We start from the raw sequence: 15069 nt of genomic DNA on the forward strand, positions 1-15069 counted from the left end.
GGAAAGGGCACGAAAATGGGACTTCTTGACCATCACGGCAAGATCGAACGCCACGCCACGCTGTTGCTGGTTCTCAGCTTCCTCGTGGTGACGATCGGGGGCATCGTGCAGATCGTGCCGCTGTTCTATCTCGACAACACCATCGAGAAGGTGGAGGGGATGCGCCCCTACTCGCCGCTGGAAATCGCAGGTCGCGAGATCTATCGGCGCGAGGGCTGCTATGTCTGCCACAGCCAGATGGTGCGCCCGATGCGCGACGAGGTGGAGCGTTACGGCCATTACTCGCTGGCAGCGGAATCGATGTATGACCATCCCTTCCAGTGGGGGTCCAAGCGCACCGGGCCTGATCTGGCCCGCGTCGGTGGCCGCTACTCGGATGACTGGCACGTTCAGCACATGATCAAGCCGCAAAGCGTTGTGCCGGAATCGATCATGCCGTCCTACGGGTTCATGATGAACCGTGAACTGACCCGCGAAGACGCGGAAGAAGTGATCGACATCATGGGCGTCTACCGTATGCTCGGCCATCCCTACACGGATGAGATGATGGAAGTCGCGATGGATGACTTCTTCGCGCAGGTCGATCCGTTCGGCGATCCGGTCGCAGACCGCTATCCGGGCGCACAGCAGCGCAATTTCGACGGGCAGGAAGCTGTCACCGAAATGGACGCGGTCATTGCCTATCTGCAAATGCTGGGCACGCTGGTCGATTTCGACACCTTCGTGCCGGACGCATCGCGCTAAGAAAGGAGGGACGCAATGGAAACCTATTCCCTGCTGCGTGCCTTCGCCGATAGCTGGCACCTGCTGTTCATGTTCTGCTTCTTCATCGGGGTGTTCGTCTACATCCTGCGCCCCGGTGGGAAGAAGGTCCACGAGGACACGGCGAACATGATTTTCCGCAACGATGACAAGCCTGCCGCAGAGGATAACCGCAAGCGGCACGCCGGTCACGCCGATCTGAGAGAGGCCAAGTGATGGCTGACAATTCGAAAAAGAGCGCCAACCACCAAAAAGGCGATCCGAACACGACCGGCCATAGCTGGGACGGGATCGAGGAATTCGACAACCCGATGCCCCGCTGGTGGGTCTGGATCTTCATCCTCTGCGTGATCTGGTCCGTTGGCTACTGGGTCGCTTTCCCGGCATGGCCGGGCATGAACCAGGCGACAAGCGGTGTGCTGGGCTACGCCTCGCGTTCCGACGTGGCCGAGGAAATCGCAGAGTTCGAAGCCCGCCACGATGTTCTGTTCGCGCAGATCCTGGAAACCGAACCGGGCGAATTGGTTCAGAACGAAGACCTGCACCGTTTCGCCGTCAACGCGGGGGCCTCTGTCTTCGCGGCGCAGTGTTCGCAGTGCCACGGCGCGGGCGGTGCCGGTGTTCAGGCCGGCGGCTTCCCCAACCTGCTGGATGACGACTGGCTGTGGGGCGGCACGACCGAGGACATCGTGCAGACCGTGACCTACGGTATCCGCAACGAGGACTACATGGACGCACGCTACTCTGAAATGCCCGCTTTCGGGCGTGACGAGCTGCTAAGCGAAGAAGAAATCCGTCAGGCGACGCATTTCGTTCTGTCGCTGTCCGGGTCGGACCATGACGCACAGCTTGCTTCGGCCGGGGCCGAGGTTTTCGACTACAACTGTTCGTCCTGCCACGGTGCTGGCGGCGAAGGCGACACCTTCCTCGGTGCGCCCGCGCTGAACGACCAGATCTGGCTTTATGGCGGCTCGGAAGAGACCGTCTATGAAACGATCTACAATTCGCGTTTCGGCGTGATGCCGGGTTTCACCGACCGTCTGCGCGAAGCGGAAATCCGCGCCGTTGCGGCCTATGTCCACCAGTTGGGCGGCGGCGAGTAATCTGCGCAGAGCAAGCAATCCAAAACCCGGCCTGTTCCGCAGGCCGGGTTTTTTCATGCGCCGTCTGTGCTTGGCGGGTCTACCGGGTTTGACGCGGTGCGACCAAGCGCACGCGCTCTTCCACGCGGGTGCCGGGCCTGACCGGCCCAGTGCTTCGGTCCAATCGCGGCAAAGCGGTGTTGACGCGGCTGGCGACAAACAGCATTCTTGCATGAATTTCTAACATAACGGCCTCCGGTCCAATGGGGTTCATAGGCCTATTAGGGCTGAAAAACGCCAAAACGCGACTCTGGAATTCATCTGGTATGAAAGAAAAGCTTACATAATGGACTGGCGCGACATGCCCCCGCTTTCGGCCTTGCGCGCCTTCGCAGCGTTGGCCGAATCCGGCTCGGTCGTGGCCGCCGCGGCCCGGCTTGGCGTGACCCATGCCGCCGTCAGCCAGCAGATCAGGGCGTTGGAAAAGGCGCTTGACCTGCCGCTTGTATCGCGCAGCGGTCGACAGATAGAGCTGACCGAAGACGGTCGCCAATTGGCGCTGGGCCTGTCCCATGGCTTTGCAGAGATCATGCGCAGCGTCAGCGGCGTGACCGAAGCGCAGCGCGACCGCCCTTTGCAAGTGACCACGACCGCGATGTTCGCCAGCACATGGCTTGTGCCGCGCCTTGGGTCGTTTCGGCTTGCCCATCCCGGCGTCGATCTGGTGCTGGACCCATCGCCCGTGCAGCGCCCGCTGGAACCGGGCGGCTTCGATGCTGCGATTCGCCACGGCACCGGCGATTGGCCGGGGCTGGAGGTGCACAAGCTGATGGATGCGCCGCTCGTCGTGGTTGCAGCCCCCGCCCTGCTGAAAGGGCCGCCGGGTGGCGGGGCCGACGCGCTGACCGGCCTGCCATGGCTGAGTGAGCTGGAGCAGAATGAGGCCTCGCTCTTCCTGTCGCGCCAAGGCGTGGCCACAGCGCTCAGCGGCGGGGTGATCCACTTGCCGGGCAATCTTGTGCTGGACGCGGCGCGCAACGGTCATGGGCTGGCCGTTGTGACAGAGGTTCTGGTGGCAAATGACATTGCCAGCGGCAACCTGCGTGTCGTTCTGCGCGACCAGGTGGATCGCGGATATTACCTGGTCACGCGGCAGGGGGTGCATCGCCCGCCGTTGCGCGCCTTTTGCCGGTGGTTGCGATCCGAAGCCAACGCGCCGGGACCGAATGTCGCAGCGCGCAGGGTTTGATCTGCGTCAATGTAAGGCCCATCTCTTTTCTGTAGGAATTCACAGGCTTGCCTAGGCTTGCAGCGCCGGTCTCTGTTTTCCTGTTCGCGCGTGTTACCGGAGATCGGCGCCTTCATGGCTTGCACCTCTTTTCCTCAATTGCGAAAACTTGCACGCGCCATGCGGTTTTTGACGCAGGTCAAGGACGCTGTGCGCCCCGCGTGAAACAACCGCGGCAAGTCACAGTCAGGAGACAAGCGTGAGTTCGTCAGATCAAAGCCCCCCGTCGCTCTATGCCAAACGCGAGCCGATTTTCCCGCGCCGCGTGAAAGGCAGTTTCCGCACCATGAAATGGTGGCTGCTGGCCGGGATGCTGGGGCTTTACTACATCCTGCCATGGATCCGTTGGGACCGTGGCCCCGAAATGCCCGATCAGGCCGTGCTTCTTGACCTGCAAGGCCGCCGCTTCTTCTTTTTCATGATCGAGATCTGGCCGCATGAATTCTACTTCGTGGCGGGCCTGCTTATCATGGCGGGGATCGGGTTGTTCCTGTTCACTTCGGCCTTGGGTCGGGTGTGGTGCGGTTACGCCTGTCCGCAAACCGTCTGGACCGACCTGTTCATCTTGGTAGAGCGCTGGGTCGAGGGCGACCGCAACGCACGGCTGCGCCTGTATCACAAGAAGTGGGATTTCGAGAAAATCCGCAAATACGGGCTGAAATGGACCCTGTGGTTCCTGATCGGCATGGCAACCGGCGGGGCGTGGGTGTTCTATTTCGCCGATGCGCCGACGCTTCTGGTCGACCTTGTGACCCTGCAAGCGCCGATGATCGCCTATCTGACGATCTTTGTCCTGACCATGACGACCTTCCTGTTCGGCGGGTTCTTCCGCGAGCAGATTTGCATCTATGCCTGCCCATGGCCGCGCATTCAGGCCGCGATGATGGACGAAGACACCCTGACCATCGACTACCGCGACTGGCGCGGAGAGCCGCGCGGCAAGCACCGCAAGGGCGAGGGGTCGGAAAACCTGGGCGATTGCATCGACTGCATGGCCTGCGTCAATGTCTGCCCGATGGGGATTGATATTCGCGACGGTCAGCAGCTTGCCTGCATCACCTGCGGCCTGTGCATTGACGCCTGCGACGACGTGATGGACCGGATCGGCAAGCCGCGCGGCCTGATTGGCTACATGGCGCTGTCCGACCACGAGAGCGAGCGCGCCGGCAAACCGCCCAAATCGGTCTGGAAACACGTCTTCCGTGTACGCACGATCGTCTATACCGCGATCTGGTCGGCTGTCGGTGTCGGTTTGGTGGTGGCATTGTTCATCCGGTCCGATCTGGACATGAGCGTGTCGCCCGTCCGCAACCCCACGCATATCGTCTTGTCCGACGGCACGGTGCGAAATGTCTATGATGTGCGCCTGCGCAACATGGCCAACGAAGAGCGTGACTTCGTGCTGTCGATTACCGACAACCCCGATTTGAGCTTGTCGATCGAGGGGTACGACTCGACCGCGGTCACGCTCAGCCCGGATGAAATGGCGCAGGTCCGCGTCTATCTGGAAGCGCCGAATGGCACCGAATCCGCCGCCGCGCCGCGCAGTGACGTGCGCATCTGGTCCACGATTGCCGGAAGCCAGGAGCGCGTTTATTCTGAAACTGTCTTCAACGGGAGAGGTCAATGACCAAGGACAACGACGCCAAGGGCTTTCGCATGACGGGTCCGAAAGTGCTGGCGATCACGCTGGCGGCTTTCGGAACGGTCATCGCGGTGAACCTGACCTTGGCGTGGTCCGCTGTCAGCACCTTTCCGGGGCTAGAGGTGCAGAACTCTTACGTCGCCAGCCAGAACTTCAACGAGGAACTGGCGGCGCAAGAGGCCTTGGGCTGGGATGTCTCGGCAGAGGTCGAGGGCGGTGAACTGGTGCTGACCATCACCGGCCCCGATGGCTACCCCGCGCAGGTCGCCACGCTGGATGCGCTTCTGGGGGCGGCCACCCATGTCCGTGACGACCAGCGCCCGGATTTCGTTTTCCTGAACGGCGCCTTCCGTGCCCCGGTGGACATCGCGCCGGGCAACTGGAACATCCGCCTGCGCGCGACGGCAGCGGATGGCACCTTGTTCCAGCAGCGCGTCGTGCTGCATGTCGAAGGATAACACAGCATGACGACCGTGCGTGCCTCTGCCTGTCCGGCTTGCGCGGCGGCCCCTGCGGCCGAAGAGCTTGCGCGCAAGGAGCTGTCCAAGGCGCGCGTGCTTCTGTCGGTGCCGGAAGTGCATTGCGCGGCCTGTATCTCGACCATCGAGCGGGATTTGGCCAAGATGCCGGGGATCAATTCCTCGCGCCTGAACCTGACGCTGAAGCGCCTGAGCGTGGATGCAGAGGCCAATATCCGCCCCGAGGACGTGATCGCCCGGCTGGATGCCTTGGGCTACGAGGCGCATGAGCTGGACGCGGGCGCGCTGTCGATGACCGAAACCGAACGCCAAGGCCGCGAATTGCTGATGCGGCTGGGCGTGGCGGGCTTTGCCATGATGAACATCATGCTTTTGTCGGTCGCGGTCTGGTCCGGGGCCGAGGGGCCGACGCGCGACCTGTTCCACCTGATTTCGGCGGTCATCGCCATTCCGACCGTGGCCTTCGCGGGCCAGCCCTTCTTTCGCAACGCATGGAAGGCGCTGCGCGCGGGCCGCATGGACATGGACGCGCCCATCAGCTTCGCGATCCTGCTGACGCTGGGCCTGTCGATATTCGAGACGCTGCAATCGGGCGCACATGCCTATTTCGATTCGGTGGTCATGCTGATCTTCTTCCTGCTGGCGGGTCGCTATCTGGATTTCCGCGCGCGCGCTGTTGCACGTTCCGCGGCGCAGGAACTGGCCGCGCTGGAAGTGCCGCGCGCCATTCGGCTGGCGGACGGGGTGGAAGAAACCGTGGGCGTGGCCGAACTGGTCGCGGGCGATCTGGTCCTGGTGCGCCCCGGCGGGCGGATGCCGGTGGACGGCTTGGTCGTCGCGGGCCAGTCGGAACTGGACCGCGCGCTTCTGACGGGCGAAACCCTGCCGGTTTTCGCGGGCGAAGGCACCATTGTCAGCGCGGGCGAGGTGAACCTGACGGGGCCGCTGACCGTGCGTGTCACGGCTGCGGGCAAGGATAGCTCTCTGCACCGGATGGCTGACCTTGTGGCCAACGCCGAATCGGCGCGCACCAAATACACCACGCTCGCCGAACGCGCTGCCCGCGCCTACGCGCCCAGCATCCCGATCCTGTCGCTGGGGGCGTTCTTCGTCTGGATGTATCTGACCGGCGGCGATATTCGCGTTGCCATCAACGTGGCTGTGACGACGCTAATTATCACCTGCCCCTGTGCGTTGGGTCTGGCCGTGCCCGCCGTGGTGACAGCCGCCAGCGGCAAGCTGTTCCGGAAAGGCCTGCTCATCAAGGACGGCACCGCGCTGGAGCGTCTGGCCGATGTCGACACGGTCGTTTTCGACAAGACCGGCACCCTGACCATGGGCGCGCCAGAGGCGACCAATCTGGACACGGTCCCCGATGATGCGCGCCGCGTGGCGCTTGCACTGGCCGAAGCCTCCAGCCACCCGCTTGCCGCGTCGCTGGCCAAGGGGCTGCGCGATCTGGGCGTGCGGCCCGCGCCCGTATCCGACCTGACAGAGGTTCCGGGCTATGGTGTCGAAGGCATCTGGCACGACACGCGCGTGCGCTTGGGCCGTCCTGCATGGGTGGGTGCCACAGCGGTAGAGTTGACGGCGGCCTATCTGTCGCTTGGCCAGACAACCCATGCCTTCACCTTCACCGACCAGCTGCGCCCCGGCGCGGAAGAGGTCGTGCGCGCGCTGCATGAGCAGGGCAAGCAGGTCTGGCTTATCTCTGGCGACGTGCCGGGCGCGGTGCAGGCCTTGGCCCAGCGGCTGCATATTGACCAATGGCAGGCCGAAGCGCTGCCGCAGGAAAAGGCGGCCAAGGTCGCCGCGCTGCAAGACGGGGGTGCCAAGGTTCTGATGGTGGGCGATGGGCTGAATGACACGGTCGCGCTGAGTGCCGCGCATGTCTCGATCTCGCCCGCCAGCGCACTTGATGCCGCGCGCGCGGCGTCTGACATGGTCATGCTGGGCCGCGACATTGGCCCGATCGCAGACGCGTTGCGCATGTCGGTCCAAGCCAAGCGCCGCATCCGAGAGAATTTCTGGCAATCGGGTATCTATAATGCGATCTTCGTGCCGATTGCGTTGGTGGGGCTGGCAACACCGCTGATCGCGGCGGCGATCATGTCGGTTTCGTCCATCTCGGTCACGCTGAACGCGCTGCGCTTGAAATAAAGGCCCGCATGGAAGTTCTGACCATCCTGATTCCGGTTTCGCTTATCCTTGGCCTATTGGGCTTGGGTGCGTTCATCTGGACATTGCGCAAGGGCATGTATGACGACCCGGATGGCGACAGCCAACGCATCCTGACGGACGAGTTCGACGACAAGCCAAAGCCGATAGACCCGGACAACGGGTCGGCCTGACTAGTCCTTTTGGTTGTGTTTCCATCGGCGGTGGGTCCACATCCACTGGTCCTTGTGCTGCCGCACCAGCGCTTCCAGCGACGCATTGAGCGCTTTGGTCATCGTCACGGGGTCACTATGCGGAACAGGGTCTTCAATCCGAACGCTGAATTCCAGCCCGTCCGGCTTGCGGATGCCGTAAACCGGCACAAGCAGCGCGTTGTATTTCAGCGCCATTTCAGCCGCTGACAGCGCCGTGCGCGCGGGTTGACCCATGAAGGGCAACAGCTCTCCATGTTCCATGTAGTGATCGGCCACCAGCCCGACCATGCCGCCATCCCGCAGGAACCGCAGCATTCCCGCCAACCCGTCGCGCCCGCGTGCGAAGACGGGTGTGCCGATACGGGAAATGGCGGCAACGTAGCGCGCGTTGAAAGCGGGGTTGCTCATTGGCATGTAGAACCCGGCCACCTTGAAGCCTTGGGCCAGAAGCAGCGCGCGCGCGGCGTCGTAATTGCCGAAATGGCCCGTCACCAGAATGACGGGCTGACCTTTTGCATGGGCTTCGTGCAGGGCGGCAAGCCCTGTGCCTTCGACATCCGAGCGTGTGGCGCGGGCGACGAATTCCGCGCCCGAGAAGATTTCGGCAATCGTGCGCGCCATGTTGCCGGGCACGGTGCGGGCAATCCGCTCACGCTCGGCCGCGGGCAGGTCTGGCGCGACAAGGTCCAGATTCGCCCGCACCCGGCGGCGCAACCCGCCAAGCGGGCCGACCACATGCGCGCCCAGCCACCCGAGACACGGAATGCGCAACTGGTAGGGCAGGGGGCGCAGCCCCTCTAGTAATGCGCCCGCCAGCCAGTCCTGCAAGCGGTGGCGCAGCGCTATCGGGGCTGCTTGTGCCATCAATACTTGTAGTCGTCGTAGATGCGCGTCAGATCGCCCTGCCAATCGCCATGGTAGCGCGCCAGCAACTCGTCGGCGGGCGCTTGCCCGGTTTCAAGCGATTCCTTCAGCGCGTTCAGGAAATGGGTTTCATCGGGCAACATGCCGCCCGCACCCTGCCGCGCGCGGGCCTTCAGCCCGGCTTCGGCAGTGTCGACGACTTGGCGTGCAATGTCATAAAGCTTCACGCCGCCCGCTTCGCCCTGAAGCCCGTCGACAGAGGCCGCGACCCGCAAGCCCTCGCGCGTTTCGGCGTCCCACCCCTTGGCGATGTCCCACGCGGCGTCGAGCGCGTTTTGGTCGTAGCACAGACCGACCCACAGCGCAGGCAGCGCGCAAAGCCTGCGCCACGGGCCACCATCCGCGCCGCGCATCTCGATGAATTTCTTCAGCCGCGCTTCGGGGAAGATGGTGGTCAGATGGTCGGCCCAGTCCGACAGCGTCGGCACTTCGCCGGGCAGAGCGGGCAATTCACCGCGCATGAAATCGCGGAAGGATTGGCCGAGTGCATTGATATACTTGCCATCGCGATAGACGAAATACATCGGCACATCGAGCGCGTATTCGACCCAGGTCTCGAACCCGAACCCGTCCTCGAACACGAAGGGCAACATGCCCGTGCGCGCCGGGTCCAGATCGCGCCAGACGCGCGAGCGCCAGCTTTTGTGGCCGTTGGGTTTGCCGTCCAGAAAGGGGGAATTGGCGAATAGCGCGGTTGCCACGGGTTGCAGCGCAAGCGCCACGCGCAGCTTTTGCACCATGTCGGGCTCTGACCCGAAATCGAGGTTCACCTGAACCGTGCAGGTCCGGTACATCATGGTTTTGCCCATGGTGCCCACGCGGTCCATGTATTCGGTCATCAGCTTGTAACGGCCCTTGGGCATGACCGGCATCTGCTCATGGCTCCAGATCGGGGCGGCACCAAGGCCGATGAATTCGACCCCGATTTCTTCGGCCACCGAGCGCACTTCGCGCAGGTGCTGGTTCACCTCGTCACAGGTCTGGTGAATGTTCTCCAGCGGTGCGCCCGACAGTTCCAACTGCCCGCCGGGTTCCAGAGAGACATTCGCGCCGTCCTTTTCCAGCCCGATGATATGACCCGCTTCCAGCACCGGTGCCCAGCCGTAGCGGTCGCGCAACCCTTCCAGCACCGCGCGGATAGAGCGCGGGCCGTCATAGGGAAGCGGGTTCAGCGTGTCGCGGCAATACCCGAATTTCTCGTGCTCGGTGCCAATGCGCCACTGGTCCTTGGGCTTGCAGCCCGCGGCCAGATACTCGGCCAGTTGGGCTTTGCTTTCGATCGGCCCGCCGCCGGATTGGGGAATGGACATCTGGCATTTCCTTGTTCGTGTTGCGGGCAGACTTGGGCCGGGTATGCGCCCAAGTCAAGCCTTGGCGAGCCGGACGGGCCGTCGGCTGGGGTGCAGCCACAAAACGCGCGCGGGTTGCGGATGGTCCAGCGCGGCCAGAACATCGGCCATGCGCAGACCGTTCAACTGGGCAAAAGCGTCGAACAGCGCATCGCTGCCTTGCGCGGCCACGGGGATGTGCAGCACCTCTTCCGCAGTGACCAGACGCCAGGTTTGGCCGTGGTCTACAAGGTGCAATTCAACGACTTGGCCAAGTCCGACAAACCCGCCCGTCTCTGGCCCGAAATAGCTGATTTGCCCTTCCACAACTTGCACGATGCCGGGCGCGGCGGTGTCGCGGTGAAAGCGAAGCCTGCGCCATGCCAGCAGCGCAAGGCCCAGCCCCGTGGCAATCAGGATAGCGCCGATGATCTGGATAAAACGGTCATGGCTTTGCAGCGTCCAGACCCCGAAGGCTGACAGCGCAAGGCTGGCCAGCACCTCGGACCAGCGGCGCAGCGTTTGCATCAGTTCGGGGCGGATCAGGCTCATGCCGGGTTCGCCAGCGTGATCGGATCTTGCAGCAGGGCCACGCGATACCGGCCAACATGGCAAAATCCGATGCGTTCATAGGCGCGTGCTGCCGCGTCGGAATTGGCAAACAAGGTCGCCTTGTGAAAGCCACGCGCTTTCAACTCTGCCAGATGCGCCGCAATGACGCGCCCACCGCGCCCCTTGCCGCGCAAATCGGACGGCACGAACACACCCCCAACCTGCGCGACGCCGCGCGCGACCGCGTTGACGCTGGTCATGGCCGTGATCTGTCCATCCTCGACCAGCAGGCGCAGGCGGTCGGACCCGATGGCGGCATCGGCACGGCGCGCGGCTGCGTCGCCACCCGGCTTGGTGTTTGTTTCGGTCATGTAGGCATCGAACCACGCGGTCAGGGTGTCGCGGTCATCCGGGGCGGGGGTTCGGATTTCAGCGTCGACTGCGCCCAACTCGTCCAGCGCAAACGTGTAAAGCGGCTCGTCCTGGTTGACCTGCCAAACTGCATCGCGCAGCGGCAGCGCATCGAGGATCAGCGCCACCTGCTCGGACGGCCCGGTCATGCCGCGCAGCGTGTAGCCTTTCAGCAGATGCGCATAGGTCTGTGCCTCCAGCGCGGTCAGGCGCGGGATCTGGCAGGCCAACAGCCCACTATTCGTCGCGCCGAACACGCCGATGATGCCATCGCCGGTTTCCTGCAGGAAGAAGCTGGTGCCGTAAGGATGCTCGGTCTCTTGCGTGCCGAGGGCGTCCAGATTGCCCAGCAGGAACATGGAACTGTCGATATGCGCTTCCAGAAACGCGGCCAAGGCGTCTGCGTCTTGCGGGCCGGCTTTGCGGATCATGTCCAGTCTCCGACGTTGGATTGCCACAGGGTCAGCGCCGCGACCGCAGCCGTGTCGGCGCGCAAGATGCGCGGCCCAAGCGCGATAGGGTGCACCATGGGCAGGCCGCGCAGGCGGTCACGCTCGGACGGCGAAAACCCGCCTTCTGGGCCAATCAGGATGGCAGCGGGGGCAGGCGGCAGGGGGCGCGGTTCGGCGGCATCGGCCAACCCCTCATCCGCCCAGATCAGCGCGCGCCCCTCGGGCCAGTTCCCCAGCAGGCGCGACAGCGGTTGCAGATCGGCAACCTCTGGCACATAGGTGCCGCCGCATTGCTCTGCGGCCTCTATCGCGTGGGCTTGCAGGCGGTCCTGACGGATGCGGTCGGAATTCGTGAATTCTGTCTGCACAGGCAAAATCCGCGCGGCACCCATTTCAGCCGCTTTTTCCACGATGAAATCGGTGCGCGCTTTCTTGATGGGGGCAAAGACTAGCCACAGGTCGGGCGGGTTGCGCTGCGGGGCAATCTGGTGGCGGCACAAAAGCGTGCCGCCGCGTTTGCCCGCCTCTGCCACTTCGGCCAGCCAAGCGCCGTCGCGCCCGTTGAACACGGCCACCGGCGCACCCGGCCCAAGCCGCATGACATTGAACAGGTAATGCGCCTGGTCGCGCGACAGGTCCAACCCTTGCCCCGCCCCCAAGGGCTGCTCTAGATAGAGCCTGATTTTCACCGCTTCGCCAGACATGGGGCCGAATTTATGGACAATGACACGCAAAGGCCAGAGGGCACGGATACCCCCGTGGCCGACGCCTATGCGCTCAATTGGGTGGACCGCTACGCCCCGCCCAAGGCCCGGCCCTATCTGCGATTGTCGCGCGTTGATCGGCCCATCGGCACATGGCTGCTGTTGTTGCCTTGCTGGTGGGGGGCGTTTCTGGGTGCGGCGTCTGCGCCGGATACGGCGGGCTGGCTGACGGTCTGGATATTCGTTGCCTGCGGCATCGGCGCGGTGCTGATGCGCGGCGCGGGGTGCACATGGAATGACGTGACCGACCGCGACATCGACGACAAAGTCGCGCGCACCCGCTCGCGCCCCATTCCGGCGGGGCAGGTCACGACCCGGCAGGCGCTGATCTGGATGGGCGTGCAAACCGGCGTCGCGGCATTGATCCTGTTCACCTTCAACTGGGCAGCAATCGGTCTGGGGGTGCTGTCGCTGGCGCTGGTCGCGATCTACCCTTTCGCCAAACGCTTTACATGGTGGCCGCAGGTGTTTCTGGGGCTGGCCTTCAACTGGGGCGCGGTTCTGGCCTGGACGGCGCAAACCGGCAGCCTGGGGTTGCCTGCGATTTTCCTTTATCTGGCGGGCATAAGCTGGACGCTGTTCTACGACACGATCTATGCCCATCAGGACCGAGAGGATGATGCGCTGATCGGCGTGAAATCCACCGCGCGCCTGTTTGGTCGCAACACCGACAAATGGCTGCGCGGGTTCCTGGTGGCGACCGTCGTGTTGATGTCGCTGGGGATCATCTTCGCGCTGGCACCGCTGGCCGACCCTTTGTCCATGTCGATCGCTCTGGCCGGGGCTTGGGCGATGGGGTGGCATATGCAATGGCAGCTTGGCCATCTGGATATCGACGACGGCGCAACCTGCCTGAAGCTGTTTCGGGCCAATCGCGACGCCGGGCTTTTGCCTGCGCTGTTTCTTGCCGTCACCATTTTCGTCTGATTGCGCAGCTTGCGCGATAGCGATAGGGGACAGGCATGAAACGATTTCTGACCTTGCTGCCCGGTCTCTCGAAGCCGAATCTGGCAGATTACAAATGGCATCTCATGACGGCGGCGGCTTTTGCTGTTGCCGCGGTTCTGGCCTTTGGCGCGGCGCAGCTTAGCGCGCGCGTCATCGAGAACGTCGTCGTCGACGCCACCGCAGAGGCGCTTGCCGCTGACGAGTTGACCTGGGCGTCGGTCGAAACCGATGGCTTGCTGCTGCGCCTTTCGGGCGAAGCGCCGAACGAAGCCGACCGTTTCCGCGCGATCCGGGTCGCGAACCAGATCGTGTCGGCAGAGCGCATTCTGGACGAGATCACGGTCAAACCGTCCAGCGATCTTGCCGCGCCCGAATTCTCGATGGAGGTGTTGCGCAACGGGCTGGACGTGCAGATGGTCGGCCTTGTGCCGTGGGATTTCGACACCGATGCCTATGTAACCCGCATAGAGGAAATGGACGCCGAGCTTTCGGTCGAGAACCTGCTGGAAGTCGCGAACTACCCGGTGCCCTTCGCTTGGGCCAGCGCCACGGATTTCGCGCTCTTGGCGCTGAACATGCTGGACGTGGCCAAGATTTCGGTCGCGGCGGGCCGGGTCGATGTGGTGGGTTTGGCCGGATCGGAAGAAGAGCGTGACCGCAAGCGCACCGAATTGGCGCGCGAGCGTCCGCGCGACGTAATCGCGTCGCTGGACATTTCGGCCCCGCGCCCGGCGATTACCCCTTTCACGCTGCGCTTTGCGATTGACGACGAAGGGGCCCGTTTCGATGCCTGTTCCGCCGATACCGAAGCCGCGCGCCGCGCCATCCTGTCCGCCGGGCGTGCGGCGGGTGCCAGCGGTCGGCTGGAATGCACGGTCGGGCTTGGCTCTCCGACCCCGCGCTGGGAAGAGGGGGTCGTGAGCGCGATCCAGACCCTTGCCAGCCTTGGGGCGGGGACCGTTACCTTCTCTGACACCGACTTGTCCTTGGTTGTGCCCGCGACCGTAGAGCCGGAAGTTTTTGACCGAGAGGTCGGGGCGCTGGAAAACGCACTGCCGGACGCGTTTTCGATGAATGCGCTGCGCCTGCCGCCAACCGGCGCGCAATTGGCCGAAAGCGAAGAGACCGCCTATTTTACCGCCAGCCTGAGCGCCGAGGGCCGGGTCACGCTGGGCGGGCGACTGACGGACGAGCGCACGCGCGACGCGGTGCAAAGCATGGCGCAGGCCAATTTCGGGCCTGCCGCCGTCACCATGTCGGCCCGGCTGGACCCGGACCTGCCCGGTGGCTGGCCGCTGCGGGCCTTGCTAGCGGTCGATGTTCTGAGCGTCTTGAACAGCGGTGATGTCCGCGTGCAGCCGGACCTGTTCGAGGTGACAGGCGTCAGCGGGATGCAAGACGCTTCCGACCAGATTTCGCGCCTGCTGGCCGAGAAGCTGGGGCAGAATGCCGTGTTCTCGCTGGATATCAGCTATGACGAAGCGTTCGATCCCGTCGCGCAAATGCCGACCCCGGCCCGATGCAAGGACTGGATTGACGAGATCCTCGCACAACGCAAGATCACCTTCGATGCCGGGTCAACCACGGTCACGGGCGAATCTGCCGATGTGCTGGACGAAATTGCCGAAGTGCTGCGCGGCTGTGGCCGTCTGAGCATGGAAGTGGGCGGCCATACCGACAGCCAGGGGCGTCTGGAAACCAACATGCGCCTGAGCCAGCAGCGCGCCGAAGCCGTGGTGGCCGGTCTGCTGGCGCGCGGTGCCCTTGTCAGCGAGTTCGAGGCGAAGGGCTACGGCCCCGAATTCCCGATTGCCGATAACGGCACCGAAGCAGGCCGCGAGGCGAATCGCCGGATCGAGTTTTCGCTGATTGGCGCATCGCTGGAAGCCGCGCAGGCCGAACGCGCCGAAAACGGCGAGGAACCGCAGGCCGACACCGCCCCGGCCCCCGAACCGCTGGACGAATCCGAGCTTGTGATCGGGGTTTCGGAGCCGGGCGACGACACGCTGCGCCCACGCACCCGACCGACCGACCTAGCCGAGTAAAGAACAGGACACGAAAA

15 protein-coding genes are annotated in these 15069 nt (G+C 63.8%); 10 read left to right on the forward strand and 5 right to left on the reverse strand.

Annotation, left to right across the window (positions count from 1 at the left end):
* Positions 1-15 precede the first annotated feature (15 nt).
* The 8 genes from ccoO (at position 16) to ccoS (ending at position 7607) form a co-directional block, all read left to right on the forward strand.
* Complete coding sequence (ccoO, locus tag J1C52_RS05680; protein ID WP_227426955.1) at positions 16-744, forward strand: cytochrome-c oxidase, cbb3-type subunit II; 729 nt, start codon at positions 16-18, stop codon at positions 742-744.
* A 15-nt stretch (positions 745-759) separates the two neighbouring features.
* A complete protein-coding gene (locus J1C52_RS05685) occupies positions 760-978 on the forward strand; it encodes a cbb3-type cytochrome c oxidase subunit 3 (RefSeq protein ID WP_227426956.1) in 219 nt (72 codons plus the stop codon).
* Entirely contained in the window at positions 978-1865 is an 888-nt protein-coding gene (gene ccoP, locus J1C52_RS05690; RefSeq protein WP_227426957.1) for a cytochrome-c oxidase, cbb3-type subunit III, read from the forward strand. The genes J1C52_RS05685 and ccoP overlap by 1 nt, the downstream gene beginning before the upstream one ends.
* A 340-nt stretch (positions 1866-2205) precedes the next feature.
* Positions 2206-3093, forward strand: a complete 888-nt coding sequence (locus J1C52_RS05695) for a LysR family transcriptional regulator (protein ID WP_227426958.1) — start codon at positions 2206-2208, stop codon at positions 3091-3093.
* Between the two features lie 238 nt (positions 3094-3331).
* On the forward strand, positions 3332-4762 hold the full coding sequence (gene ccoG / locus J1C52_RS05700; RefSeq protein WP_227426959.1) for a cytochrome c oxidase accessory protein CcoG: 1431 nt from the start codon (positions 3332-3334) through the stop codon (positions 4760-4762).
* Positions 4759-5235, forward strand: a complete 477-nt coding sequence (locus J1C52_RS05705) for a FixH family protein (RefSeq protein WP_227426960.1) — start codon at positions 4759-4761, stop codon at positions 5233-5235. The genes ccoG and J1C52_RS05705 overlap by 4 nt, the downstream gene beginning before the upstream one ends.
* Before the next feature lie 6 nt (positions 5236-5241).
* Positions 5242-7416, forward strand: a complete 2175-nt coding sequence (locus J1C52_RS05710; protein ID WP_227426961.1) for a heavy metal translocating P-type ATPase — start codon at positions 5242-5244, stop codon at positions 7414-7416.
* A gap of 8 nt (positions 7417-7424) precedes the next feature.
* Positions 7425-7607: a cbb3-type cytochrome oxidase assembly protein CcoS gene (ccoS, locus tag J1C52_RS05715; RefSeq protein ID WP_227426962.1), complete on the forward strand. Its 183-nt coding sequence runs from the start codon at positions 7425-7427 to the stop codon at positions 7605-7607.
* Here the strand turns inward: ccoS and J1C52_RS05720 are convergent, their stop codons facing one another.
* The 5 genes from J1C52_RS05720 to J1C52_RS05740 are packed head-to-tail and all read right to left on the reverse strand — an operon-like array spanning position 7608 to position 11999.
* A complete protein-coding gene (locus J1C52_RS05720; RefSeq protein WP_227426963.1) occupies positions 7608-8492 on the reverse strand; it encodes a lysophospholipid acyltransferase family protein in 885 nt (294 codons plus the stop codon).
* On the reverse strand, positions 8492-9862 hold the full coding sequence (locus J1C52_RS05725) for a glutamate--cysteine ligase (protein ID WP_227426964.1): 1371 nt from the start codon (positions 9860-9862) through the stop codon (positions 8492-8494). Before J1C52_RS05725 ends, J1C52_RS05720 begins: the two co-directional genes overlap by 1 nt.
* A gap of 54 nt (positions 9863-9916) precedes the next feature.
* The gene (locus tag J1C52_RS05730) at positions 9917-10432 is read right to left on the reverse strand and encodes a hypothetical protein (RefSeq protein WP_227426965.1); all 516 of its coding nucleotides are present in this window, start codon (positions 10430-10432) and stop codon (positions 9917-9919) included.
* Positions 10429-11274, reverse strand: coding sequence for a GNAT family N-acetyltransferase (locus J1C52_RS05735; RefSeq protein ID WP_227426966.1), 846 nt, complete (start codon positions 11272-11274; stop codon positions 10429-10431). Before J1C52_RS05735 ends, J1C52_RS05730 begins: the two co-directional genes overlap by 4 nt.
* Positions 11271-11999: a 16S rRNA (uracil(1498)-N(3))-methyltransferase gene (locus J1C52_RS05740; RefSeq protein ID WP_227426967.1), complete on the reverse strand. Its 729-nt coding sequence runs from the start codon at positions 11997-11999 to the stop codon at positions 11271-11273. Before J1C52_RS05740 ends, J1C52_RS05735 begins: the two co-directional genes overlap by 4 nt.
* A 12-nt stretch (positions 12000-12011) precedes the next feature.
* On the opposite strand from J1C52_RS05740, the gene ubiA reads away from it, so the two are divergent.
* Together ubiA and J1C52_RS05750 are read left to right on the forward strand one after the other, a co-directional pair.
* Complete coding sequence (ubiA, locus tag J1C52_RS05745; protein ID WP_227426968.1) at positions 12012-12986, forward strand: 4-hydroxybenzoate octaprenyltransferase; 975 nt, start codon at positions 12012-12014, stop codon at positions 12984-12986.
* Between the two features lie 35 nt (positions 12987-13021).
* Positions 13022-15052, forward strand: coding sequence for an OmpA family protein (locus tag J1C52_RS05750; RefSeq protein ID WP_227426969.1), 2031 nt, complete (start codon positions 13022-13024; stop codon positions 15050-15052).
* Positions 15053-15069 lie beyond the last annotated feature (17 nt).

The sequence above is a fragment of the Roseibaca sp. Y0-43 genome (assembly GCF_020667835.1).
In the GTDB taxonomy this organism is placed as follows: Bacteria; Pseudomonadota; Alphaproteobacteria; order Rhodobacterales; family Rhodobacteraceae; genus Roseinatronobacter.